Source organism: Psychrobacter okhotskensis, from assembly GCF_965638355.1.
Lineage (GTDB): Bacteria > Pseudomonadota > Gammaproteobacteria > Pseudomonadales > Moraxellaceae > Psychrobacter > Psychrobacter okhotskensis.
The window spans coordinates 388983-414296 of record NZ_OZ281822.1 but is presented as its reverse complement, the minus strand read 5'-3'; the positions used below and the strand labels follow the sequence as shown (position 1 = coordinate 414296).

18 protein-coding genes and 3 tRNA genes are annotated in these 25314 nt (G+C 43.9%); all 21 read right to left on the bottom strand.

From position 1 onward, the window contains the following. Positions 1–87: 87 nt before the first annotated feature. On the bottom strand, positions 88–639 hold the full coding sequence (locus ACSUPM_RS01760; protein ID WP_436880133.1) for a pilin: 552 nt from the start codon (positions 637–639) through the stop codon (positions 88–90). 320 nt (positions 640–959) lie between these two features. After that, positions 960–1445: a type IV pilin protein gene (locus ACSUPM_RS01755; protein WP_436880132.1), complete on the bottom strand. Its 486-nt coding sequence runs from the start codon at positions 1443–1445 to the stop codon at positions 960–962. Then, positions 1445–1993 (bottom strand): type IV pilin protein, encoded by a 549-nt coding sequence (locus ACSUPM_RS01750; protein WP_436880131.1) that lies wholly within the window; start codon positions 1991–1993, stop codon positions 1445–1447. Before ACSUPM_RS01750 ends, ACSUPM_RS01755 begins: the two co-directional genes overlap by 1 nt. 12 nt (positions 1994–2005) lie before the next feature. Continuing rightward, positions 2006–5899, bottom strand: a complete 3894-nt coding sequence (locus tag ACSUPM_RS01745; protein ID WP_436880130.1) for a pilus assembly protein PilY — start codon at positions 5897–5899, stop codon at positions 2006–2008. A 42-nt stretch (positions 5900–5941) separates the two neighbouring features. Beyond that, complete coding sequence (locus tag ACSUPM_RS01740) at positions 5942–6745, bottom strand: PilX N-terminal domain-containing pilus assembly protein (protein ID WP_227675057.1); 804 nt, start codon at positions 6743–6745, stop codon at positions 5942–5944. Positions 6746–6815: 70 nt separating this feature from the next. Continuing rightward, a complete protein-coding gene (locus tag ACSUPM_RS01735) occupies positions 6816–7787 on the bottom strand; it encodes a PilW family protein (RefSeq protein ID WP_436880129.1) in 972 nt (323 codons plus the stop codon). A gap of 26 nt (positions 7788–7813) precedes the next feature. Then, positions 7814–8380 carry a type IV pilus modification protein PilV gene (gene pilV, locus ACSUPM_RS01730; protein WP_436880128.1) on the bottom strand — a complete coding sequence of 189 codons (567 nt, stop codon included), beginning with the start codon at positions 8378–8380 and terminating at the stop codon, positions 7814–7816. Further along, positions 8380–8886, bottom strand: a complete 507-nt coding sequence (locus ACSUPM_RS01725; protein ID WP_436880127.1) for a GspH/FimT family pseudopilin — start codon at positions 8884–8886, stop codon at positions 8380–8382. Before ACSUPM_RS01725 ends, pilV begins: the two co-directional genes overlap by 1 nt. 295 nt (positions 8887–9181) lie before the next feature. Next, positions 9182–10000, bottom strand: coding sequence for a ComF family protein (locus ACSUPM_RS01720; RefSeq protein ID WP_436880126.1), 819 nt, complete (start codon positions 9998–10000; stop codon positions 9182–9184). A 42-nt stretch (positions 10001–10042) separates the two neighbouring features. Further along, entirely contained in the window at positions 10043–11488 is a 1446-nt protein-coding gene (locus ACSUPM_RS01715) for a phospholipase A (RefSeq protein ID WP_436880125.1), read from the bottom strand. 663 nt (positions 11489–12151) lie between these two features. Beyond that, entirely contained in the window at positions 12152–14356 is a 2205-nt protein-coding gene (locus tag ACSUPM_RS01710) for a cytochrome c biogenesis protein CcdA (RefSeq protein ID WP_436880124.1), read from the bottom strand. Positions 14357–14484: 128 nt separating this feature from the next. After that, positions 14485–15054, bottom strand: coding sequence for a protein-disulfide reductase DsbD N-terminal domain-containing protein (locus ACSUPM_RS01705; RefSeq protein ID WP_025651738.1), 570 nt, complete (start codon positions 15052–15054; stop codon positions 14485–14487). 397 nt (positions 15055–15451) lie between these two features. Continuing rightward, positions 15452–15832, bottom strand: coding sequence for a type II secretion system major pseudopilin GspG (gspG, locus tag ACSUPM_RS01700; RefSeq protein WP_051395109.1), 381 nt, complete (start codon positions 15830–15832; stop codon positions 15452–15454). Positions 15833–16866: 1034 nt separating this feature from the next. Beyond that, positions 16867–18069 (bottom strand): type II secretion system inner membrane protein GspF, encoded by a 1203-nt coding sequence (gene gspF, locus ACSUPM_RS01695; protein ID WP_201608133.1) that lies wholly within the window; start codon positions 18067–18069, stop codon positions 16867–16869. Positions 18070–18195: 126 nt separating this feature from the next. Further along, entirely contained in the window at positions 18196–19275 is a 1080-nt protein-coding gene (locus tag ACSUPM_RS01690; RefSeq protein ID WP_025651741.1) for a hypothetical protein, read from the bottom strand. Between the two features lie 301 nt (positions 19276–19576). Further along, the gene (locus ACSUPM_RS01685; RefSeq protein WP_101210755.1) at positions 19577–20512 is read right to left on the bottom strand and encodes a helix-turn-helix domain-containing protein; all 936 of its coding nucleotides are present in this window, start codon (positions 20510–20512) and stop codon (positions 19577–19579) included. Between the two features lie 817 nt (positions 20513–21329). Continuing rightward, a tRNA-His gene (locus ACSUPM_RS01680) sits at positions 21330–21405 on the bottom strand. A 39-nt stretch (positions 21406–21444) separates the two neighbouring features. Next, positions 21445–21521, bottom strand: a tRNA-Arg gene (locus ACSUPM_RS01675). Positions 21522–21629: 108 nt separating this feature from the next. Next, positions 21630–21706 (bottom strand) — tRNA-Pro (locus ACSUPM_RS01670). Positions 21707–21931: 225 nt separating this feature from the next. Next, a complete protein-coding gene (locus tag ACSUPM_RS01665; RefSeq protein WP_436880123.1) occupies positions 21932–23497 on the bottom strand; it encodes an McrC family protein in 1566 nt (521 codons plus the stop codon). Positions 23498–23512: 15 nt separating this feature from the next. Further along, positions 23513–25009, bottom strand: a complete 1497-nt coding sequence (locus tag ACSUPM_RS01660) for an McrB family protein (protein WP_436880122.1) — start codon at positions 25007–25009, stop codon at positions 23513–23515. Positions 25010–25314: the final 305 nt, after the last annotated feature.

Genomic DNA, 25314 nt, shown 5'->3' with positions numbered 1-25314 from the left:
TGATAAATAACCTTTGCCAATCTTCCGCCCACAAAAAAGCAGCCAATCGGCTGCTTTTTTAGTATAACTATGAATACTAGTTAAGAATTAACGGCACTGTGCAGGAGCGTAGTTAGCTTGCATTGGATTAGCAGGAGCAACAGTAGCAATTGGGTTAGTAACACCTGTTCCATTTGCAGTTGTACTTGTCAGAGAGGCACAACCAAAATCTAAAGAGCCAGACGCACCAGCAGCTAAAGCAGCTTGAAGAGTTTGACCAGCTGCGTTGCTACGTACCCAAGGCGTTAAAGTAAGCTGATCTGCTGCACCCTCTGCAACACCTACTGTAGCACCATCATAGTCGATAGTAATAACACCTGTAGCAGCATCTACTAATACGCTGTCGACATATTTAGAGGTTGCACCTACACCACCAGCTTTTGCATTCCAGTTAGCGGCTTGGGTGATAAGATCTTGCGGTGTAGAAACCTCTGTGCTTAACATGGTTTTAGCAGGCTCTGCTAGGTTAAAGCCTTCAGTTACGCGTGAACGAACGGTGAAGTCTTGATAAGCAGGTAGCGCGATCGCAGCCAAAATACCGATAATGGCAATAACGATCATTAGCTCGATTAAGGTAAAACCTTTTTGTGCAGTGTTCATATGAACTCCTTTGGGGTATATAAAGATAATTGGCTGTTGTTAATACAGTCGCATTTTTTATCTTTAGGGATATTGTCTATTTCTTTCTTACTATAAAGATTGCATTTATTATGCCAATATCCTAATTACAATAATTCTACCCTCAAAAACACCTTTAACAGCGTGATTTACTATGTTTAGTTTACAAACAATCGTAAGTTTGACGCTAAATGTTACGCTTAAGATACTGAAAATTGTCAGTTCACCTATAATAAGTAATGTAAGATAAAGATGACTGACAATTTTTGTCAGATTATTCATATATATATATTCAGTTAATGCTATTTGGTCCACTCATCGCCAGTACCACATTTCTTATTTACCCCCGTACCTCGACACTTAATACCCTGATAATTTAGCGTTAAAATACCATCATTAGTCATTTGACTAGTAGACTTAGGAGTAGCAGTAACATTCCATTTATCCGTCAAAGTATTGTCCGGTGGCGTTAAAGGAATGGGGTTAATAGTAACGTCATATAGCTTATCGCCCTGCCTCGGGTATTCGATGGCAAACTCATCTTTTATACCTACACTAATCGCACTATAACTGCCCTCAGCCAGTTTACGACTTTCAATTTGCAAGCCAATGTTTTGCATCTCGCTCATCATGTCAGTACGTTTAGTCTTAATAACGTACTGCTGATAACTGGGATAAGCAATCGCCGCTAAAACACCAATAATAGCGACGACTATCATCATTTCTATCAATGTAAAGCCACGCTGATTTTTTATAATCTCTTTATGACTATACTTCACTGCTATCATCACCAATCCCCCTGACCTGTGCCGCAATTAGTCGAAGCAGCGGTGATTGTTCTATCTTTGCTTTTGCACCGTACGCCATTACTACTGAGCAGAAAAATTTGCGCACTTGAATTCTCAAGGGAGGTGCTTGGCTCGGCTAATATGCGCCATGAGCTACCCGCAGTAGAATAACCCGTACCTGCCGGAGCCAAGGTGTTACCCGTACTACCATCGACTAAGGTAATCATATAGTAGAAATTGGTACTATCACTACCTCTAGGGACATAGATAGTCTGGTTATCAGTCTCATCGTATGCATAGCTAAAAGTGCCGTCACTTGCTTGTTTTTTTGGTATAAAACCTTTATAAGTCAGAGCACTAGCGCGCCAACGGTTGAGCTCTATATCGAGCTCCTGCATCCGTGCTTGTGCCTGTGACTCAGCATTACGTACCACGAACTGCCGATAAGAGGGAATCGCAATTGCCGCTAGGATAGCCACTATCATAATGACTACCATCAGCTCTATGAGCGTAAAGCCTACTTGTTGTTTTAACGCCTTCATATTCATGCGACTATCCTATTAGTCTACTTCATACCAAGTTTTAGGCTGTAGCGTATAACGTTCGTTAAATATCAACTCAGGAGCGCTACCACTGCCGAGAATCTCCTCTGCTAAGCCCTGTACTTCATTGAGCGGACTATAGGCGTCTTTTCCAGTATCCGTTCCGAAGTCCACCCGATCTGTCGCACGCTCTGCCAGTGTACGAGTACCGATGAGCAAACGCTGGTTCGACAATGTCGAGCTACGAGGGCCTAGGGTCAGCTCTTGTAGCCCTTTACCTGCTCTGACAAAGCCGCCGGTACCGTTTTTGGACTTGGGATCGGTACAGATACCGTATGGTAGGCAGTATAGCTGACGCTCTGAGCCACCGACGATTTTGGCTGAGCAAGTGTTTGTTGAGCCATAGCTCATGTCTGGATTATATGCTGTCGTATATAAGAAGCTATCGATGACTTCTGATTTACCAATACCTTTGGTATAGCGTACATTGCCATAGCCATCGAACCGAGTCAGTGGATAATACCAACCCTGCTTGGTACCCTGACGCATCAGATCACTGACTACGTTTTTTTGCGCTAGTGTATATCCTGCTGCACCGAGAGTGCCTATGCTACTCGGTAGCTCGACTAGATTACTGGTAGTGGTATTATCAGCAGTTAAGTCTGATATCATCTGACCGCCATCAGCCGCTGCTGTCGTGGTAAAGTTACTCGCATAAAAGAAGCTATCTGGTTTGGTCACATCGGTATCCATAATCCCATATAGTCTATCTGACTTACTCAGATCACGTATCTTTGAGAGTGGTGAGCTACGATCACCTGAGATGACGTTTACGAGCGCAAATAAACTGTTACTTTGAGCGTTACGATGGAAGCTGACCACCGGACGCTCATAGAACCGATGATTGAATTTGGTATCGGTACCGCTATAAGCCCCTTTGAGGATGCGCGTCACTCGCGTATTGGCAAATGCGGTCGTCGGCGTTGATGTACCCACTGGCGAGCCAATGGCGCTTGGCGTTTTGAACCCAGCATTGGTAAAGTCAGCACGGAACAGCTGACCACCTAAATCGGCAAAGTAAATATGATCCATAAAGCCATCATTATCACGATCGAGGGTAGTAATACCTGCGACGACACTGTTTGTCATAGTACTGACTGTCGTTGATGCAGAGCCAGTACCAGCTGCTGACCATATCAGGTCACCTGTGATAGCGTTGACGATATAGACTGCATTGCCCTTGACCGCTGTTTTACCTGAGCAAGTGCCTAAACTGGTATCGGTTACGCCAACTTGGAATTTTTCATACTCATAACACATGTCATAGCCACCGCCGAACACTAAGACATTAGTGCCTTTATCATTAGTACTGTTGCTAGTTCTTATCTTTGCCTTGGTAGGCTTAGACCATATCTGACCCATACGGCCAAAGCCTGCCTTGGCTGGCGTGATCGTGAACATCATGCTTGGGCTGGTTCTAGTCGTCAGGTCAAGACCATATAAAGCCTCGCCACCCATACGCAGACCACCATAAGCATAGAGACCTTTATTACCATCCGTTGCGATATTCACGACGTTATTGGTTAGATCGTATCTATAGTCCGCACTGACCAGCCAAGGCGCATCGATACCGAAGTTCGGTGAGCCTATCTCCGCTTTGTTTGAATCATTAACTAAGGCGAGAGATTTGCTCTTATCTATGAGCATCTCTCTTGGGATCACGACGAAATCTTCTTTTCCGCCATCTCCGCCAGCACTATAATTATCAGCATCTACGAGATGCAGACCACCTTCGCTCGAGCCAAATAACACGTAATCATCACGCGTCGCCGTGACCTTACCATCATCATCTAACGTGGCGGAATACGATACCGCAGCTGGCGTTGAGTGAATGGTTGCCCCAACCACCCTAATTTCTTCAGTTGCATTAGCAGTTGTGAGAGTCATATCTTTGACCGCTGTATTCGGCAAATTATTGAATCCTAATAAGTTCAACAGTCGTTTTAAAGTGATTTCGTCAAAGGTAGCCGTATCGCTAAATGAGGTAGTGGTCAATGCTGCATTATCTACTACGACTTTGCCCAAGGCATTCACCCCAAACCTTCGTAGTACTGGCGTCGTACCGTTTAAATCTTCGACATATAGGGTTCTGGTCGATGTTACACCAGTGTTTGGGGTGTTCAGTAGCGCATAGAAGCCACCCGATTTCACTTCATTATTGGCACCGCCATAGTCCTTGTCTGACCATAAATCCTGAGTACTTGGGTTTAGGTCGCCGGCTACATTAGTAAATAGCTTTGAGTTGCTCTTGCCATAGAGCGTGCCTTCATTTAGGAGGTATTTTTTCATATTACCACCCCAAATGACTGAGTTACCTGCCACATCGGATTGCAAGGTTGGATAGTAGGCAACCGCGAGTTGGCTGTCCGCACGATACGGATCGTCAGGGATAATGATAGTGCCTGAGGGCGTAGAAGGAAGGTTCTGATTTAAGCCACTGATAAAGCTCGTAATACTCTTGACGATATCATCTGTGGACTGCGCTGAGTAGAAGCCGCCCTCTCCATAGCCGCCAACTCCTGGCAGATCAGGATGTGCTTTTTCACCCCAGTTACAGGCATTTCTCGCATCTAGGTCTGTGATGCTTGCACAATTATAAAAGTCACGGTTGGCAGTGATACCGGTCTTGGGGTTGGTATAAGGTAAGTTGACGATATCTGATGCATTGACATTAAACACTGAACCAAAGCCCACGACTGCGGTATATATCTCTCTATCTGTGCCTAGCGGATTGATCGCCGGATTACGTAAGGCTTTGGCAAATGCGCCGACTTGTGGCATGGCATTATTATTTTCACTACCACTAGGAAGCGTAACTGATGGTATGCTAAATGAATTGGCACCTAACGCTAATTGCATTACATAGTTAGGATTAGGAGAACTGTTAGGGTTACCATCAGTTAAGAAGTAGATACCGCGTCCATCACAAGATGAGGGTGATGACAGAGGACTATTATAACGACCACCGCTTTTTGAGTCGGCAACTGATTTGTCGTAACCACTATAAGAAGAGGCAGAGGGATTAGTACCTAACATATAAGCACCTACTTCTGCATAGGCATTGGCGGTTGGCGTACCATTACCGCCTCTAGCATCGGCTACAGCTTTTTTAATCTTCGCAATTTGGGTAGCGTCTACCAAAGCTGCAGACACCACTATCTTGCCGGTACTTCCGTCAGCGTCTCTGGCAGTACCATCTGATGAGGTTCTCACTACATTATCGCTACCGCTCTGTGACGAGTACTGTCCAATGCCAATAGACACCTTATTTTTATCTAGCAGACTACTGTCCAACAAAGTAAAAATAGCATCTTTTAGACGAGTAAGGCGGTCATAGTACTTAGTAGAGGTGTAAAAGTACCTGTTGTCACTACCAGAGGTTACATAGTTATACTCACTACCTAATGAAGGATTACTAATCTTAGTATCACAGATTGAAAAGTTGTAACTACTATTACCGGAACCATCTCTAGGGCCGCATCGATACCATTGACCCTCAGGAGATAGTCGATAATAATATCTTGCACCAACTGCGCAGAAGTCTTTGGTATAAACAGGTGTAGTATTTGAGTCCTCAGACCCTTTAGTGTAGCTGGTACCAGACGGCAGATCACAGGTAACTGCACTATTTACCTGATTCAAGGTCATACTACCCGAAGTATCGAGCATCATGGTGATCGTGGTCTTACCGCCTTCAGCCGCTTTATAGATCTCTAAATCGCCGATTTTTTTGCCCGCGACATCTGCATGCGCAACAGGCAACACAATAGTTGATGCCATGACCACGACCAGATACTTGAGTGGTAATACCTTACTATCGCGAGCTGGCGATACATTATTTAGTCGTTTCATGACATCTATCCTTTTATGTAAATAATCAAATGAGTAGCGAAACTAAGGTGAGGATGCTAATACACATCCTGCTTGTCCCCCTCTACCGAATGGGATACATTCTGTAGAAGAAGATAGATTTGCAACATCTGCTTGCTCATATAACATTTTACTTGGTGTGCTAGCCGCTAACAGACATTCATTTAATGATTTTTTGCCAGTTGCTACGTTATATTTAATACTGGTTTGCTCATAACACTTATCAGTACCTGCCTTGGGCTCATTATAAGCTGGCAATGAAGAAGTTGGTCTAATATCGAACTGGTATTTTTTACTGGTACGATCTTCGCTTTCTTTACCAAGAACCATATGCCCAAACCTTTCAGCATTGGGTTCAGGCGGAGTAATGGTAATACTCATCTGTGTCATCACTGCTTGACGAGCACTTGTATAATCAGCTGCATCTGTATAATCACAGACACCTTCGTTCAGTCCATCTACATAACCACCGGCAGGCGCTCTAACTGTCGCACTTTTTGTGAGATAGCGTTGTGTCCGAGGATTAAAGCAATAAATAAACTCATTTGTTTTATTATCTTCAAATAACAAAAAATGACCAAGTGCGCCCGTTGCGCTTGTAACATCTCTGTAACCTTCAGAATTTGCACCACCATTTACCATCGTTTCTAGTTTTTGGTTGGCGCTATCTGCTGATTGCAATAATACCGTATTGATCTGATCGCTAGTCGCAACTTTAAGATCTGTCGTACTTTGCCTGACTGCGATAGCGCCGGCTAGCATAATAAGTACTAAGAATAATAAGACCACTATCAATGTCGCGCCCTGCTCGGTGCTTCGATATGTCATATTGATATCTTGTTGTGTCGAACTTGATAAATCGCGGTATCGAATCACTTTGAGTCTCCTTACCAATATGTTATAGGGTAGTACTTACATTTACGACACGAGCGTTACGTAACAATGTTGTGGTCTCATACGTGCTACGGACTTTCTTTTTATTACTAGCATCTGTTTTCAATTTATTATCTGTAGGCGACTGACCTAACAAGGCAAATTCCGACTGCTCAGCACTCCCTATAATGGGTGTACTACCATGCACAATTAAGCCAATCTTGACAGAGGTAATGACTGGCTTATCAGTCGTTATCGCTAAGTAGGCACTGCTCGGGAGATAAATAAGTTGTCCTGCATTAGTTCCAGTGGTGTACTGGGAACCTAATAGTACTTTAAACTGATCAACGTTTACGATAAACTCTTGACCTGCTTGACCAAAATTTTTGGAATCAGATGAAGGTGTGAAAGTAGCTATATCACCAGTTTTATTTGCGCGTCCGGCATCACAGGCTAAGACTAGGTCCTTAATAGCGGTAGTGCTGGTGTTACTTGTTGCCAGACGTACAAAATAGCGCTCAATAACGATATCATTGACAGCAGCAGTTGCCCCTTCACAATCTATCATTGGAGCGCCTGTTATATTGGTATATTGAATTGTCAGCTGATCACTATTGGTATTGGTATTTGATATACCTGTCCACCCGTTCGTACCGACAGCTGTATCGCCTGCTCGTCTGGTCAAATACCCTGTATTGGGATAAGGAGTCGGTGCATTCGGAACGCCAATATTCAGACCCGTTAAAACAATACCGCCATTAGGAGTGGTGCCATCAATTCTAGTAGTTGGATTACCAAGATTTGCTAAGCGAATACTTTTTTCTAATTGTTGTAAGCCGAACACACTAGCGTCCTGTAACTCACTACCGCTGGCCTGAATACTGCTTGTCTTCACATTGATCAGGTATACTTGGATAACGGCTGCAGATACGATTAAACCAAGTACTAAAGAAATCATTAGCTCTATTAACGTAAAGCCTACTTGATGATCATTCATATACCTGCTTTGATAATTATATGACATCAGTAAGCCTCCATAATAAAGCACTCAGCACCATTCTTATAACTGCCATTTGCCTTGGCACAGGCCTTAGCTTCAGTATCACTTAATTCAACTGTAGTGTCTCCCCAACTTGCCACAAAGCATTGAAGTTCTTGATTGCCAGATGTACCAGGACAACCGTTTGGTACCATACCAATATTAATGTCATTAGCACTTGCATATGACTTTAGTAATAACGCATCACGCGTCGCTAATTGTTTGATATTACAACTGGCTCCAGCCGTAGGTGCAGTATTAGCGCTTGTTATACAACTATTTTTGGTTATGGTTTTGCTATCGACACTGATACTGTCTGAAGTACCGTTTATCGCTGCCTTAAAAGCAGCAATACCGCTAGGATTCGTACGCATCGTCTCTGCGCCGCCTCGCATAATAGCTAAAGAACGAGTACGCATTAGACTTTCATCTGTCGCCTTAATCGCTGACATTTGCATGGCACTAAACCCTAACACAGCCACAGCTAGCAATAGTAATGCGACCATCACTTCTATTAACCCTACACCTGCCTGTGTGTCTCTGATATTCATTAACAGCTCCCAGCATTTATAACATTAACATTAGCAATATTAGTAAGACTTACTTGTCTGGGCGTCTCACTATAAGAGCCACTATCACAGACGGTATATACTACTGTGGCATTATTGGCTATTTTCTTATTAGGTTGAAAAACAATACTGGTTACTGTAGATGGAGTAATTGTTTGAGTAACAGTACTTTTAGCGCTAAGATTATAGGTAGATATATCTTCACTACCAGCTTGCAACTTTATTGTTTTAGGTGTGCTAGTACTCGTATATATAACAGTTATATTTTGACGACGGAGTATACTCTCAACCTTTGCTTCCTTTAACGCATTAGCCAGCGTAGCCGCAGTCGACTTTACGCGCTGATTGGCCAGCTGAGTACTGATACTAGGCGCTGCTATACCGACAATAATGGCAAGCACAGCAATCGTTACCATCAGCTCAATCAGGGTGAATCCTGAGCTGTTCATTCGCAATTGGTAAGGTACATTTTTCGCAGATGCGTTCACATCAAATCCTATTTATGGCTGTGTGCAGCTCTAATTTCTTAAAGGCAATAAATACCTAATTTTTATAGTAATGAAGCCGGTATAGCTCGCCTCATTTTTTAATTATCTATAAGACTTCTATACAATACTGCACTGCAATTTTTATTCCATTTAACTTGATAAATGGTGTTGTAGTAACGGTTATATCGAAAAGTACAGAGAAATAACAAATTTAGCTAAGGTATATTCATAATATAGCGGTAAGGTAACACATTAGCAACATAATAGTAGACACCAATAGATTAGTGATAATCTATCACTGGTTACCGTGCGCTAATGCATAGGCAAAAAGATGATATCCATGGGAGGGTTGATGCTGATCAAGCGGTGCAGCGCCGAATGAGCTGTGCAGTGTACGTCCTAATGCTTGCAGGCTAGCACCAGTGGTGGCAACATCATCGAATAAGATAATACGCTTGACGGCTGGCTTTTCGATTAAGGCAAAGGCATTGTCCAAATTACTCAAGCGTTCGGCACGGCTCAGCCCTTGCTGACTGACAGTGTTATCAACACGCTGCACCCCATGCCACAATGGAATCTGCCAATGCTTAGACAAATGTGCTGATAGAATACTAACGGGATCAAAGCCACGTTTGATCAGTCGTTGAGCGGTGGTCGGCATGGCGACAATCACACTGTTATCATGATGACAACCGTGCGGGCGTGGCAATTGACGCAGAGCGTGTAGCAATAAGGGCAGCTTGGTCATGTCCTCAGAATGCTTAAACGCACGAATCGCTTGGCGCATCGGGTAATCATAATAAGTCGCTGCTTGGATAGAGAGCGTACTAGCAGCCGCGATGTCGACCTGAAAAGGCTTGGGCAACCAGCCTATACTATGATGACAATGCGAACAGAGCAGACCATGATTTAGTCGTTTATCAAAAAAACGACGCAGATTGGTAAGGTTCGAAGGATTGTTCGGTAAGGAGTCAGATACAGGATTGAGTATGTTTGATGAGTGCTGTGAGGTGCTACGATGAACGCGGCATAACTGGCAGCGTATACTGAGATACTCTGCCAGCCATAGTCCGGTTTGATAAGGGGCTAGGTGCTGCATACTTTGGTGCTGCATGCTTTGGTGCTGCATGCTTTATGGTTAGGATGAATATTAATACTAAAAACCCTTCCAATCGTTAAGTACGATACCAAAACCAATCGAGGTATTTTCATGATTATAATCGATGATAGACTCGCCATAACCTTGGAATAGCTGCACAAAGCCATTGACGTTTTCTGTTAATGGATAAGTATAGTCGATTTGCGCGGCGCCTTTATTGGTGCCTGGATTGTAGCGCAAAGTACCACTCAGGCTTTGCTGCTTAGGCAAGTCATATAAGAACTTGATATCGCCATAACCCATATAATCTTCGATATCTGGGTTGTCTTCACTACTGTCATCTTCGTTATTCACGCGAGCCCATAGACGCGGTATGACCGACAATTTACCCCACTCTGCGCCTGCCATCAGATAAGCACGGTTCCATGAGCGTGATAACGGATCTCCCTGTCCATTAGAATGGTGAATAGCGCCTACCCCTAACATGCGTAAACGACCACCAAAAGGCAAGTCTGCTGTCACAGGTTGGGTCAAAAATATTTCAGGCTGATAATCAGTGGCGCGGAATTCTCGTGAGTTATCCTCATTATAGACCTGCCAGTGCGACTCTTGGGTATAACCAAACCATAAATCTGCACTGGTATCAAATAAATCTTGAGCCACTTTCGTCTTCAAAGACAACTGAAACTTCAGCTCGGTCTCGCGTATGTCATTCGAAGAGAAAGACTCTGTTTCTTGAGACGGCGTACCTGGGTTTAAGTTGGGATCAAAGGTATAAAATAGCGGCAACACGTAGGTTGGTCGGTACGGTCTGACCGTCCAAGTACCACGTTCGCTGTTTTTATCAAGGTCATAGGCTAAGCTTAGCGGCGTATATTTTTCAATATCGCTTTGCGTGACACCAATGTTTTCTAAGACTTTTGCTTCTTTTTGCGTCAAGCCAACCGTATCTAAACTCTCAGTAGAATCGGATTGATTGGTCAGTAGACCAGTATCTGTCTTGTTGGTCTGTACAATGCTGGTGGTATTCTCTTCAGCAAAGACAACTTGTGGATTGCCTGAAAGGGTTGATTTAAAGGTTTTCGCCAAATCCAGGGATTGTTTGGTGCTGGTGTAGCTTGGCGTTTCACCATCTTCAGCGACCTTATCGAAGCAGGCTAGACGGGCAGCACTGGTCTGTACTTGGGTACATTCAAAAAACAATTCCGCCTGCTTGGCGACGAATTCACTATTTGACAACTTACTGCGATCGAGCGATTTATTAGGCGTTTTTAGACGCTCAGAAACCACTTGCTGAGCATTGTCGTTTTCATAATTGTCACTTTCATACTCAACCGCGGCGTCTGCTACAGGTATCTCATTATAAACTTGACCGTTATTCGCCGCTTGTACTTGCAGAGCCGTACAACTTAAAGCAATGCCCATAGCGATGCTGAGCTGAGTCTTTGACCCTATAACCATGGTGCGCCGAGTATGATGCTGGGGTGTAAGATAGGCAAACATATATGTCCTTTGTCATGGTTGGCATTGATGCCAGCAGATTATCTAATGCAGATGGCATCAATAACAGGTAAGCTAAAGTTGGTAGAAAAAGATATTGATATATTATTGGAAATAATTAGGACGTGTGGCTCACAACCCTTCTTAGTAAAAATTGGTCACAGCGTTATTGCTTCAATATTGTTGCGTTATTGTAATAAAATTATCTTCATTATACTAGCGTTATCAGAACTTAATCTAGTACATGTTCAATTAATAACACCTTAATAACTATAATTATATTTTTGCTGCTACCAAATAATTCACACCATCATTGCTCAGATTATTATTCACCTTGTCCCTATCGGCTCAGGAATACAGCAACGCGCTCTTTGTTCGTGCAAGTGTGCTTTGCTATCCGTTATTTATTCAAGAGAAACACCAATTATTAGTCATAAGAAACCGGATTATAAGCGATAAAAAAGCCAGCCTCCTTCTCAACCGGTTAGGCCGAGAGAGATGCTGGCTTTTCGCTTGTTTTTAGTTATATAGTCAGTGAAAAATAATATCGAACCATCACGCACAACTGATATCCATTTTTTTGCTTGCTGTGCCTGCGCAGACAGAGGCGACAAAAAATGGATATCAGCAGCCGCGTCGCGTTTTTAGGATATTTTGACTAGGGCGTTAGAGTGAGTTGGTATTATTCAACTCCGTTAATGTTTGCTCAAACTCTTGGCGACCGATTTCACCGACTTGCTTATTTACCAATTGACCGTTTTGATAATACAACAGCGTCGGCGGACCAAACAATTGATAACGCGCCAAGATAGCTTTTGAATCATCCGTAGTTTCTGTGATATCTAAGCGCACCAATTGCCAATCTTGCATTTGCATAGGACGATTGTGGAATAGGTTTTTATCCATAATGCGGCACTCAATACACCATTCAGCGGTCACATCGACAATGACTTTGGGATTAGCCGCAGTAATTACATCTAGCTCTGCAAGGGTAGTAATGCGTACATCATTAGCATTACGACTGGCGTTATTCACTCCTGTCGTCTGACTTGTCGTTTGCCCCATCATAGGTGAGCTTAATGAAGCCAAAGGGTGTAGGCTGTCATCATTTCCCAATGCTGCCCCGATAACCAGCGTCGTCGCCCAAATACCCGCAATCAAAGCCAATGCTTGGGTCAGCATACGACCCTTACCCATCCAGCTCCACGCCCATGTCGCCACGACCATAAACCATAACGCCCAAACCAGTAGCATCACTGGTGAGATGAAGACGCGCTCAATCAATAATAGCGCCACAGCGAATAATAATAAGGCAAAACCTAGCTTAACCCAATTCATCCACTCACCAGCTTTTGGCATGATTTTGCCCTGCGTCGCGCCAATTAAGATAAGCGGTGCCGACAGACCAAAGCCCAGCATAAATAACGCAGCGAACCCTAACAGTGGGCTACCGATGGTCGAGACCGCTAGTAACGCCCCAAATAACGGTGCAGACACGCAAGGCGATACCACCAAGGCTGATAAGAAACCAGCCACCAAGCTGCCGCCCGTACTGCCCAACTTACTATCACCGGCTTGGCTCAAGCCTTGCATCTTACTGGTAATGGTGCGCGGTAAACGAATCGTAAAAACGCCGAGCATATATAGCGCCAGCAGGACAAATACAATCGCGAAGCTGATTAAGATAATAGGGTTTTGTAGCCAGCCGATGATACCTAGTGACTCGCCAAAGACGGCAATCACTGCGCCCAAAATACCGTAAGCAATAGACACGCCTATCGCATAACTGGTGGTTAAGATTACACCTTTTTTGACCGTTGGGTTTTTCTGACGAGCGACGATGTTAGCAACAATGGGCAGCATCGGTAATACGCAAGGCGTCAATGCCAAGCCCAACCCTGCTAAAAATAACAAGCCTAATGCCAACCAAGGATGGGTCGACAAACCAAAGGGATCGCTTTCTTCTAAGCCATTGGCAACCACGTTTTTGCTGTCAATATTAGTGACATTGTTATTGTTATTATCGAGCGCTCCATTATTGCTGGCTGCACCTCCTACGGCACTGGTATCCGCGCCAGAGAGGGTGTTACTAGCTGTGATTTCGCTGTCTAAAGTACCTTCATCCATCAAGGCATAGTCAATAACCTCGTCATCTACCAGCGACCGCTCGACTTCAGAGGGTACAGCATTCGCCTTATTTGCCTGAGTTGTTACGGGCAATGTGCTTGCAATGGCATCCTTGCTATTATTTTGGCTGGCTTGATTGTTAGCGTTCTTAGCAGTACCGGCAGCGGACTGTTGTAAGGCCACAATATTAACGGTCGTTTTAATCTTTTCAGGCGGATAACATAGACCGGCTTTAGCACAGCCCTGCCAGCCAATCGTCACAGCGGCGTCACTGATACTCTGACCATTACTGCTGGTTAATATCGTCGTCGCGACCATATTGGCTTGGTCAAAGACAGCTACTTTGCCATAGGTAGGATCGTCAATTGCAACCGGTGATTGGCTAAATTGAAATGGTGCGGCACTCACGCCAGCTGGTAAAGTTAGCTTGATTTGATCTTTATAAACATAATGCTCAGGCGTAATATCAAAGTTAATCGCTAAGCGCGTGCCTGATGTTGTGCCTTTACTGCTGCTAGTGACTTGAAAGGCTTGATCAACCGGCAAAAACTTCGACTGGGCAGCACTTTTATCGCTACTAAAAAGGTCGCTAAGCCCAGCCGCTTGTACCGTCATCGAGGTCGCTGTCATACTAGCAAGCAGCGAGCCACTAGCGATAGCAAATGCCAATAGATGGTTTTTGGCAGCAGACGTTTTGGCGGCAGACGTTGATGATGATTCTGTTATTGACGTCTTTTTAGACATTAAGAACTACCTTTTTATAGCGAATGTTGGGGCAGACTGGCTTTTTGAGTAAGCGGCTTAACTACTCAACTAAGGCGCATCATCAATGAACACATAGACTAATTGACGACACGCCCTAGCGTTAAATGCTATTTACGTGGCGTAGCGATATTAACCGTGGTTTTAATTTTTTCTGGTGGATAGCACAAGCCAGCTTTAGCGCAGCCTTGCCAACCAATAATCACTGGTACATTCTTGGCACCTTTACCGTTATTAGTGGTCAACGTAGTAGTCGCCACTACGTTTTTTTGGGTAAATACAGGTACCTTACCAAAAGTAGGATCATCAATTGAGACGGGCGATTGACTAAAGGTAAATGGTGTCGCGCTCACGCCCTTAGGAAAATTCAAGGTAAGCTTGTCTTTATAGACATAATGACCGGGCGTAATCTCAAAAGCGATCGATAGGCGCGTACCGTTGCTGGTTGCTTTGCCGCTACTGACGACTTGAAAGGCCTGATCGACTGGCAGAAACTTCGACTTCGCAGCACTGTTTTGATTGCCAAATAAATCACTCAAACTAGCCGCTTGCGCCGTCACTGAAGTCGCCATTAGGCCCGTGAATAGCGTACTAGCCGCTAAAACAAAAGACAATAAGTAAGACTTTTTTGCACTGGCTTTGCTTGCTACTACTGTAGTGGCTGGCTTAAAAATGATCATGAGTGGCTACCTTTGATTACAACTGTCGATGTTTGGGGTCTGTTGAACATTCAAATATTAGGACTGCCAGTGCCACATTTGAATGTTCAACAAACCCTAATAGTGTGCTCATTATATGCCAAACACCTAACGCTACGATTAATGCTCTTAAAGCTAAATGTAGAGACGCACCTATATCGAGTGAAAAGTAATATCAATACATCACCCACTACTGACGTCAATATTGCTTGCTGTGCCTGCGCAGACAAAGCCTACAAAAAAATTGATATCAGCAATACCGTCGCGTTTTTAGGATATTTTGACTGTAGAACAAAGCATCTGCTCTATGAATAAAAAATATCAACCAATAACACCTTATTGATTGATATGCAGCACTCATTAATAGCGTCAAATGATTCTATAGCTTGGCATAAATATCCGCATCTTGACCTTCGCCGCCCTGCTGACCGTCTGCCCCTAACGAAAACAAGTCATAAGGGCGACCTTCGTTACCGGGTGCGACATATTGCATCTCGTTTTCCCAACCATCAGTCGGATAGCCACCTTTAATATAGCCACCGTCAGGATAGTTTTTGGCATCTGCAGGCGGGGTGGTAAGGGCATCTAGACCTTGCGCGGTGGTCGGATAGCGCGAGTTATCCACCTTATACATATCCAAAGCATTTGAGACGGTCGCTAATGCGGTCTCAGTGGTTTTAACGCGGGCTTTATCACTTTGCCCGACCACTTTTGGCACCACCAAACCAGCCAAAATCGCCAAGATTACAATGACGACCATGATTTCAATAAGGGTGAACCCTGACTGCTGATACGCCTTTGACGGACGGCGCTGCTCCGACAATGGCGTCTTATCATTAATTGTATCTGAATAATTATTGGCTTGGCTTTTCGCAGGTTGTGGCATTGTCTTTACTTGAATATTGTCAATCATAGTCATCGCTTTTATCATCGCTTTTAGTATCAAGATAGTATAAACCGTAAAATGGTGGTCAAGTCGTATTGATTAATTTTAAGACGATTATCACTATAGACCATGATTTTATTTTTATCCAGCTCTGCAAGTAGATTATCAATATAGACGTTGCTAATTTACCGTAAGAGACAGTGACAAGTTTTAAGCAGTATTAAAAAACAGCGACAAATTTAAGACAAAGTTTAGTCAGCATTAAAAGACATGATATCTGCTTAGATGTGACTTATTAAATATGATTGTTAAATGTCACTTACTATAGTCTAATGTCTAATGTCTAATGTCTAATGTTACAAAAGCAGAGACGGCAGCGCTTCAACAATAGGCAACAGTAAGTAAATCTTAAGAAAGCTGGCGTAAGTTTTAGAAAGATATTAGGGCGTGTCCTCATTTTAAAAATGGTGATAAAAATGAGGTAAATTGCAGTCAAACAAGGAAAATAGTGCAGACAATATCGAGATATTACCTAGCTATTTGACGATGTTTGGCAAGATTTAACAATTTTTAGCCCATTTAGATTACTATCGGTTGAATTGAGGACACGCCCTAGGGTCTGTTGAACATTCAAATGTGGTACTGGCAGTGGCTATTTTTTAGACAATATGCAGTGAAATTTTTGACGCCTAGTCGTTCTAGGTTAGACAATTTCGCCATGTATTGGCAAAAAATAGCCCTGCCCCTGCTTGTATATACTTGGGGCTGATACTAAAATCACCTCAAACGTTGTTGTAAACCTAGCTAAGGTCTCGACATTATCGTCGGTTTACGCCTGATTTGATAAAAGGTTTGGGACGATTTTAGCAATCAGCAGTCCTAATATTTGAATGTTCAATAGACCCTAGCTAGCCCGCCAAATCATTCATATTCACAATCGGTAGCATGACTGCCATCACAATAATCATCACTATCACGCCCATGAAAACTAACATCAAAGGCTCAAGTAATGATAGCAAGGTACTGATAAAGTTGGTGGCTTCCGCTTCTTGCATGTTGGCTGCACGGCTGAGCATATTTTCAAGCTCGCCTGAGTTCTCGCCACTTTTGATCATCTGTACCATCATCGGCGGAAAGTATGAGGATTTTTCTAATTGACTGGATAAGCTTGAGCCTTCCGTCACCCTATCGGCAGCAGTGATAATGGTTTTTTGAATATGTAAGTTGGTGGCAACAGCTGCGCCAATATGTAGCGCCTCAATCAGTGGTACGCCTGAGCGCACCAATATCGCAAGGGTACTGGCAAAGCGCGCGGCATTAAGCCCCTTCGATAGCCGCGCCAATATCGGCAATTTAAGTACAATACTATCTATCGTCAGCTTACCTGCTTGCGTCTGGGCAAAGCGATAAAATAAGAAAGCCGTTCCTGATAATACTAGCAGCATGAGCCACCACCACTGGGTAATGAGGTTCGATAGGCTAAGTACAATTTGGGTAATCAGCGGTAGCGCCTGCTCTGACTGCTCAAATACTTTGACAATTTTAGGCACGACGAAGCTCATCAAGCCCATGATGACCCCGACCGCCATGACCATCAGTACAATCGGATAGACCATCGCCCCTTGGATTTTCTTTTGTAGCGCAAAGCGGTTTTCGGTGTAATCAGCCAACTGATTCAGGATCAAATCTAAGTGACCTGACTTCTCCCCCGCTGCAATGGTAGCAATATATAGCGGTGGAAAACTGGCCGCTTGTTGCAAGGCACGCGCGAGGCTTAGACCCTCTAACACGTGTGAGCGCACGGCGAGCATCAAGGATTTGATATGGGTTTTTGGGGATTGTTTAGCAACAGCAGCCAGCGTTTCCTCTAAAGGAATACCAGCCGCGAGTAATACTGATAGTTGACGGGTCAGCAATGCCAACTCATAAGCCGACGGTTTTTTATAACGGCTTTTATGTTGGCTTTGTCTGTCATTGACCGCACTGACCTCAACGGGTGTCCACTGCTTATCACGCAGCTGCTGACGTACTTGCCGTGCAGAATCGCCTTCGAGTAAGCCTTTTTGGACACCGCCGTGGTCGTCGAGCGCTTTATAATGATAAGCGGGCATAGCAGCGGATATCCTAAGGTAGTCAAAAAAAGGGTTGAATCAGTGCTTAAACAATAAATTTCTTAGATAATGGCTTGCTTCGATAACGGATTACTTAGATAACGGACTACTTAGATGAAAAGTAACTTAAAAGAGTGGCGTCGAGTCATTACTATCAGGCATCAGCCCTTGCAATAATAAAACATCGAGATGCTGTTGCTGCAATTTTTTATCAAAATCATTCACTTCAGCGATCAACATTCTCTCGATACGTTTGTCACTGGCAAAAACACTGAGCCGCGCGCAAATAACTGCCAATTGATAAATGCGCTTTTTACAATAACCGTCTAAGCCTTGTAGCAGACGCACCATATGCGGGGTCTCAAGACTGGCATAATCATAATCGGCAACGACCTCTTGCCCGAGCGCTGTCACGCTATAGCTAATAGACAGATGCGCGCAAAAATAACAACTGAATAAATAGCCGACCACATGGCCAATATAGTAACTGCGATCATAGGTAAAACTACTGACCCCAAAGTGACCAAGAACGTAACTATTGAGACTGGCTTGATCTAAGATAGGCTTGTCATGTTTAAGCTTACCAACCGTCGCGAGACGTAGCGGATTATGACCATCCTGAGTGGTCAGTTGCCAACCCGCTGGCTGCTGAGCCGGCATATGACGCACGATATCCGCGATAATATCGTCGACCACATGCAGCTGCTGCCAAAGGCGCTCAATGGCATCAGTATCCATTAGACCGCGCTTATCAAGCTGCTGGGCAAGCAGATATTGTTGATATTCGGCGAATTGTGCTTTTAGCGTTTGTACTAGATAAGTGGGACGCGTGGCGGTAGAAGCCATATATAGTAGTCGTGTGCGCTCGTGCTGGGCGCGATAGAGTGCCACACGCTGCGCAGCAGTATTGGTTTCGCTAGCAGCCTTTTTTTCGGTCTCTGCGCTTTCTGTCCTTGTGCTTTCAGTCTCTGGATTTTCAATTGCTATATTGTCGTTCCTAACCTCTTCTGAAGCGGGTAAGGTAAATAACGCGAGCAGCGCCGCTTTATCAGGCAAAGTCTCTTCACTATTTTTTGGCTTATCTTCTGACAGAGGCTGATTGTTTTCGACATCGTCTTTATTAATACTGCTATTATTTTCGATAGACGTAGAGATGCCTTGTTGGCTATTGGATTTTGTCGTTGGTTTTGCGGTCGGTTCAGTCATAACACACCATCAGCTTCAAAAATAAACATCGCTTGGCGCGCCACATATCAATGCCAAACAGTAAAATATAACGCGCTAAAAACAAGTGGTCGCACTTAGGCAACTCATGACTCCATAGTACCTGAACCTAAACACATTGTCAGCTGTACCGCAGCAAAATAGCCTCAATCAAATAACGCCATTTAAGTTTGCTTGTTGAACAACAATACTGAATAACCAAGTAGGCATAAGACAAAAAAAACGTTAAGGTCGAATCGTTAACCTTAACGCTTTGTCTTAACAATCAACACATTGCAAGATACTAAGCCAATAGCTGTCTTTGGTACTGCTGACGATAGGCTTTTGGAGATACCCCATAGACGCGCTTAAAAGCTTGGCTAAAGGTCGAGTCCGACGCATAACCGACCAGCTCACTAATACGGCTGATACTGTTTTGCTGCAAGCGCAAATAACGGGCTGCTAGGCGCAAGCGATAATCGATTAGATAGGTCAATGGTGGCATACCAATGGTGTCTTTAAAACGCTGCGCAAAGCTGGAACGCGACATTCCAGCGACTTCCGCAAGCGTCAAAATCGTCCAGTTTTTGCTCGGTTCATCGTGCATCGCTGCTAGCGCTTTGGTCAAAAACGGATCTTTCATTGCCTTTAGCCAATTGTCTGTGACCTCGGGGATGCTTTCGATATAAACGCGCAAACACTCAATCATCATAATACTCGCCCAATGGTTGATCACCGCCGTTTTGCCCATACGCTCATGCTTAGACTCTAAGGTTAACAGCTTAATCTCTACATCAATAACCTCAAATCGCCCATCGGTGTCATTATTAATCTCAGGCAATATCGGTGGCAATACCGATAATAAAGGACGAACCATCTCTTTGTCGTATTTGCACTCAATCAGTATCAAAGACGACTTCGCATCGCCATTGCTGGTGAGATCAAGCGTATTATCTTTGCAGTTAGTGAGCAGCTCATCCAATGGCTTGGCATCATCACCATGATGATTCAGCGCATAACTGACGTGTTGATAGGCATTGGGAACCATGATGATGTCGCCAGCATGTGCCTCTCGTAAGCCGTTGCCCACATCGATACAAAAGCTGCCTGACATCACCAAATAAAACAGAATAGTGTCTTTTCTGGTAAGCGAATACGACCAGTTACCAGCACCATTTAAACGATAGTATTTTGTCTCAAACAAATGCACATTTTGTAGCAATACACTCAGTGCGTCCATCAATAACTTCCTCAATAATCTATGGCAGTTGAACCTAACCCTGCAAAATAAACCACCTAAGAGATATTACACAAGAAAAATCACTTATTGTGGACTGCGATTAAAGTTATACGTACGCTAAACACATATCGAACGCTAATTTTTAACAATACGATTTTTTATAGCCTCTGTAAAGAACGCTAATATTGGCAATATTGACAGCGCTTAATGACTATAAATAACTCTAAATGAGCCAAATCCTCGTAATGACCCCCACATTATCATGCGAAACTCTTAATTAACGATTTATATTTACTTAATAATTGGTACTTTACCCTAAAAGCAGTAGGGAGTTATAACTAAATAAAAGTTAAGCTCTAATCAAAACTAACTGTACTCATAAAATATCCTAAAAACGCGACGCTATTGCTGATATCAACTTTTTGTAATCTTTGTCTGCGCAGGCACAGCAAGCAAGCAAGCAAGCAAAATAGATATCAGCAGTGCGTAATGGTTTGATATTATTTTTCACTCACTGTAGCGCTCATAAAACACTGGTAAGAAATTTAGCGCCTAACAAGTCCGTTGGCAACTAAAGAAGCCAACAGTGCGTGCGTAAAAAACAAGGAACAAAATAAGATTGTCTAACCGGCAAAAAACAGTCAGAGCAGTGGAAAAAATTGAAGAGATAGAAGGAATAAAATGCAAAGGTAGAAAGTACAGAGATAGGAAGTTCAGATATAAAAAGCACAAATATAAAAAACGCAGACGAAAAAAAAATGCCAACGAGGGCAATTAGTGGGTATAAAAGTTATGTAGAAAATTATACTAAATAAAATGGGGCGACTGATGGGACTCGAACCCACGACAACCGAGATCACAACCCGGGGCTCTACCAACTGAGCTACAACCGCCATAACTATTGCCAAGGAAGGCAAGATTTGCAGGCTAAATGGTGCGCCTGGCAGGATTCGAACCTGCGGCCACCTCCTTAGAAGGGAGATGCTCTATCCAGCTGAGCTACAGGCGCTCTTAGAGGACTTTTATACATCTTGATCTGTTTATAATAGCAAAAACTTATAGCATCAAAACAATATCATTATACATAAAAAAAAGCCTGTAAGGCTCTTAAAATAGATGGTCGGAGTGATAGGATTCGAACCTACGACCCTCTGGTCCCAAACCAGATGCGCTACCAAACTGCGCCACACTCCGAAATTTTCTATTATCACGATAGTTAAGTTGATTAATTGGTTATTGGCAATGCCGCTAACTGCTTAATGTTCCTCGCTATCGAGGTGCACATATTAAGGGGAAAAGACGAGTGTGTCAACACCTATTTTCGAATATTTTATAAATTAGCCAAATTATATTAAAATTATCTTGGAGAGCCATTTTTCGGTGGGAATGTTTGCTTATGAACCGAAGTAATTACAGCGTCTATAACTCTTGTGGTAGTTCACCATTCAGCGTGCCACTCAGCACATCAAAAGGCATAAGCCACAGCTTTGCAGAAGCTGAGTTATGACTATCGGCGTCACCACTTCCATGAATCTGTTGTCTGAGCGCGACAGGTTGTCTGACGTTGCCTTGCACAGGATAGACCAACCACACCTGCCCTGCTTGGTACGCTTGCGCATAACTGGTCAACTGATAGGCATCACTGGCACTGAGCGCACCTGAATGGCTCAGATACTTCCACTTTATATCGATTACATGGCTGTAGTTACGTGTCTCTTTTGCGCTAGCCGTGCTTTGATTATTGTCGTAGGGATGTTTTCTAGCATTTTTCTCCTCACGAATATCATCATTTGGGGTCTGATAAATAAGTAAATCCGGACGGATAGACAGGCACGCCTGTCCTTCTGCATCATTTAGCCACACGCTTTGTGCTTGATGCAGTGCCTGATAATTTTTATTTAGTTGCTCAAACATCGAGGCGATACGTAGGCTTGCCCATTGCTCAAAAGCTTGATTCATATCAATCAAGAGACACAAGCGTGGTCGCGATAGAGGTTGAGAGGATAGGCTGGCAGCGATACCGTTGCCGGTTTGTATATCTGAGCGCTGCAATAGCCAGTAAGCCAACTCTAACAATTGCTGCGCGGCCTGTGCTTGTAGCTGACTCAACGGTTGTAGTGCTAGCTGGCGCTTTGCTTGCTGATATACCGACTCTAGGCGCTGCCGCTCATGGTAATTAAGCGCCCGCACTTGTTGCCAGAGCTGTATGGACTTGGGTGGCATGGCTGTTTGCAGGAGCGGTGCCAGCCATACCAGCGCGCTTTTAATCAAACGATTGCTCAGCATGTCTTGACTGAGCACGCTGCGCTCACAGACAAACTTATGCGGTTGTACACTATTGCGGCGCAGTTGCTCTTTGATAAGTAGCCGACCTTGTAGCGTTGCTTGATTGTCAATCTGAGCTTGGTAATGCTGGGTCGGTTGATAATGCGCCAAGCGCTGTAAAAACTGGCGAGCGAGCCAATCTGATAGCGATGGTGCAGCTAACGGCAGCGGTGTTACCTGCGAGTTAAATTGACCCAAGCTTTTTGTATTGGCTGATTTACCGTTACGTTGATTACTGCTATTGATCAAATCAGACAGCATGTTTTGTACCCATTGACGGATTTGTCCAATATCGCTATCGCTGTTTTGATGGGGCTCAAAGGACTGCTGCTGCGGGCGACTGGTAGATGCTGAGGCAATTAATTTGGGTAATATCTCAAGCGTCATACCGCTCGGTAACAATACGATACCGATATAATGCCCGACCTTGAGTTGCCATTGCCCCTGTTTGCGTTTAATAGTAAATACAGCAAACTCTTGCGCCATCAACCAATGAAAGTCAGACGCTTGCAAGAAATCGTGCGCCATTAAGCGTTGATGCTCAAATACCGTCATAATATTAGCATCGAGCGCTTTTATTCTGGCGCTATTAGCAATATCGATACTGTTAGCGTTGCTACCTATCGCTTTACTCTCAGACTGTATTACTCTACTCGTCACTCGCTAGCAACCTTATCAATATAAACGCTGGTAGACGGATAGAGTGGCGAACTCGCCTGTTCTTTCGATAAGATCAGCATTAATCCGATAGCTACCAGTGTTAATCGATTGTCCTAAAAAGGCATTATGACCGTTAAATAATGGATTGGGTCGCACGTCATTCGTTTGATGATTTATCTCGTCATCCACATGATCACTAATCTGCGCTTGGCTATCTTGAATAAACTGCGCCTTCATCGGCTGCGGCTCATCTCTAAACACATACTGCAAGATAGCGACTTGCCCGCCAGCCGCTTGTGCCAATTGCGGAATAATTTGCTCCGCCAATACAGTTTGTAGCTGCGCCAAATGCTGTACGTTGAACAAAAACGCATGACCCAATTGCGCCTCTGCTCCCAACGCCTGAGTAATTCGCTTGTTTAAACCCGTTAGCAACTTAGCCAAATCTATGGTTTCTGATGTTTGCCTATCTTCTAGGCTTTGCTTAGCGTTGCCAACAGCGGTGATAATGGGTAACAATTCGGGCTTTGGCGGACAAGCAATGAAGCGAAAGCGCCGACGCAAGGCCATGTCTAGTGGCGCTAAAGAATGGTCTTGGGTATTCATCGTCGCGTAGATATCGACATTGGCTGGTACGCTAAGGGCACGTCCAGAATAGGCCAAATTCACGCTCATAGCGTTTGCCATACCAGCGCGCTTATCAGCTTCAATCAGGCTAAGCAGCTCACCAAATACCCGTGAGACGTTGGCTCGGTTAATCTCATCAATCAGCATGGCATAGCGCCGCTTAGGGTCACGCGCAGCACGCTGACAAAGTTTAAGGAACGCCCCATCTTGAATGGCGTAACTCATCTGTGCTTGGCTATTGCCCGTCTCATGGTTCTTACTTAAATGGTGACCGTTATGACCAGAGGCTGCCATGACAGGTCGAATACCTTCGACAAACTCTTCATAACCGTAGGCTTGGTGAAAACTGACCATACTAAAACGCTGCTCGCTAAAAGCTTGATGCTGGCTTGCGGTATTGTCACGCTGCGCTTGCTGAAACTCTGCCAATTGCTGCGCTAAGTTGCTTAATAAATCCATACTTTCGGGTAGCAAGTACCAAGCGCCGCTATGGTCTTTATCAAAGTAAGCTTGGCTAGCACGGTTTTTATACGTCACGGTTTTTGAGCTGCTAGGACTGTGCATTTGCAGCACCGACCATGCCGTATTACTTAAGTTCTTCTCACGCGCATTTTGGGCAGCTTTGGCAACAAAGAATTCATGACTGACAATTTCGGGTACTTTTATAAGGTCTTGTTTTTCAGAGTGAAAATCTAAAAATATCAAACATACCACATCACGCCAGCTTAACGTTTGTAATAGCTGTGCCAGCAAATCAGCATCGTTCGCTCTCGGCAAGTAGTCGGTATATTGCTGAGCAATTTGGAGCAATTGGTAGGTTTTACCAGTACCAGCGACGCCGGTATAAATGATATTGGTTGGCTCATGAATAGACATCTCAGGCATAACTTCTTCCGGCAATCACAATGGAAATAAAAAATGATAAATAACGCGTGCTAAAATACCACTATCAAGTCATGGTTATTTTGCACTCAACATCGCTAGCCACTTAATCTAGCAAATAACTTCGTCTAAAAATATCTTATGATCTCTCATAACGCCCAATCAATGCTAATGCTATGGTTACGTTACTGCCATTTAATAAGCGCAGCAGTTCATGCTAATAATAGTAGCCACATCTAGGTTGAGGTACCATAGTCGCCATAGCGGCTACGATAACATGCACTACATTTGCCACTATAATGAACAAT

Coding starts and splice junctions, on each gene's coding strand:
- ACSUPM_RS01705 (WP_025651738.1), bottom strand. CDS start 15,054: ATGATCATTTTTAAGCCAGCCACTACAGTAGTAGCAAGCAAAGCCAGT.
- ACSUPM_RS01755 (WP_436880132.1), bottom strand. CDS start 1,445: ATGATAGCAGTGAAGTATAGTCATAAAGAGATTATAAAAAATCAGCGT.
- ACSUPM_RS01710 (WP_436880124.1), bottom strand. CDS start 14,356: ATGTCTAAAAAGACGTCAATAACAGAATCATCATCAACGTCTGCCGCC.
- ACSUPM_RS01735 (WP_436880129.1), bottom strand. CDS start 7,787: ATGAATGATCATCAAGTAGGCTTTACGTTAATAGAGCTAATGATTTCT.
- gspG (WP_051395109.1), bottom strand. CDS start 15,832: ATGGTCGTCATTGTAATCTTGGCGATTTTGGCTGGTTTGGTGGTGCCA.
- gspF (WP_201608133.1), bottom strand. CDS start 18,069: ATGCCCGCTTATCATTATAAAGCGCTCGACGACCACGGCGGTGTCCAA.
- pilV (WP_436880128.1), bottom strand. CDS start 8,380: ATGAATATCAGAGACACACAGGCAGGTGTAGGGTTAATAGAAGTGATG.
- ACSUPM_RS01750 (WP_436880131.1), bottom strand. CDS start 1,993: ATGAATATGAAGGCGTTAAAACAACAAGTAGGCTTTACGCTCATAGAG.
- ACSUPM_RS01685 (WP_101210755.1), bottom strand. CDS start 20,512: ATGGACGCACTGAGTGTATTGCTACAAAATGTGCATTTGTTTGAGACA.
- ACSUPM_RS01760 (WP_436880133.1), bottom strand. CDS start 639: ATGAACACTGCACAAAAAGGTTTTACCTTAATCGAGCTAATGATCGTT.
- ACSUPM_RS01745 (WP_436880130.1), bottom strand. CDS start 5,899: ATGAAACGACTAAATAATGTATCGCCAGCTCGCGATAGTAAGGTATTA.
- ACSUPM_RS01720 (WP_436880126.1), bottom strand. CDS start 10,000: ATGCAGCACCAAAGTATGCAGCACCTAGCCCCTTATCAAACCGGACTA.
- ACSUPM_RS01715 (WP_436880125.1), bottom strand. CDS start 11,488: ATGTTTGCCTATCTTACACCCCAGCATCATACTCGGCGCACCATGGTT.
- ACSUPM_RS01660 (WP_436880122.1), bottom strand. CDS start 25,009: ATGCCTGAGATGTCTATTCATGAGCCAACCAATATCATTTATACCGGC.
- ACSUPM_RS01740 (WP_227675057.1), bottom strand. CDS start 6,745: ATGACATATCGAAGCACCGAGCAGGGCGCGACATTGATAGTGGTCTTA.
- ACSUPM_RS01690 (WP_025651741.1), bottom strand. CDS start 19,275: ATGACTGAACCGACCGCAAAACCAACGACAAAATCCAATAGCCAACAA.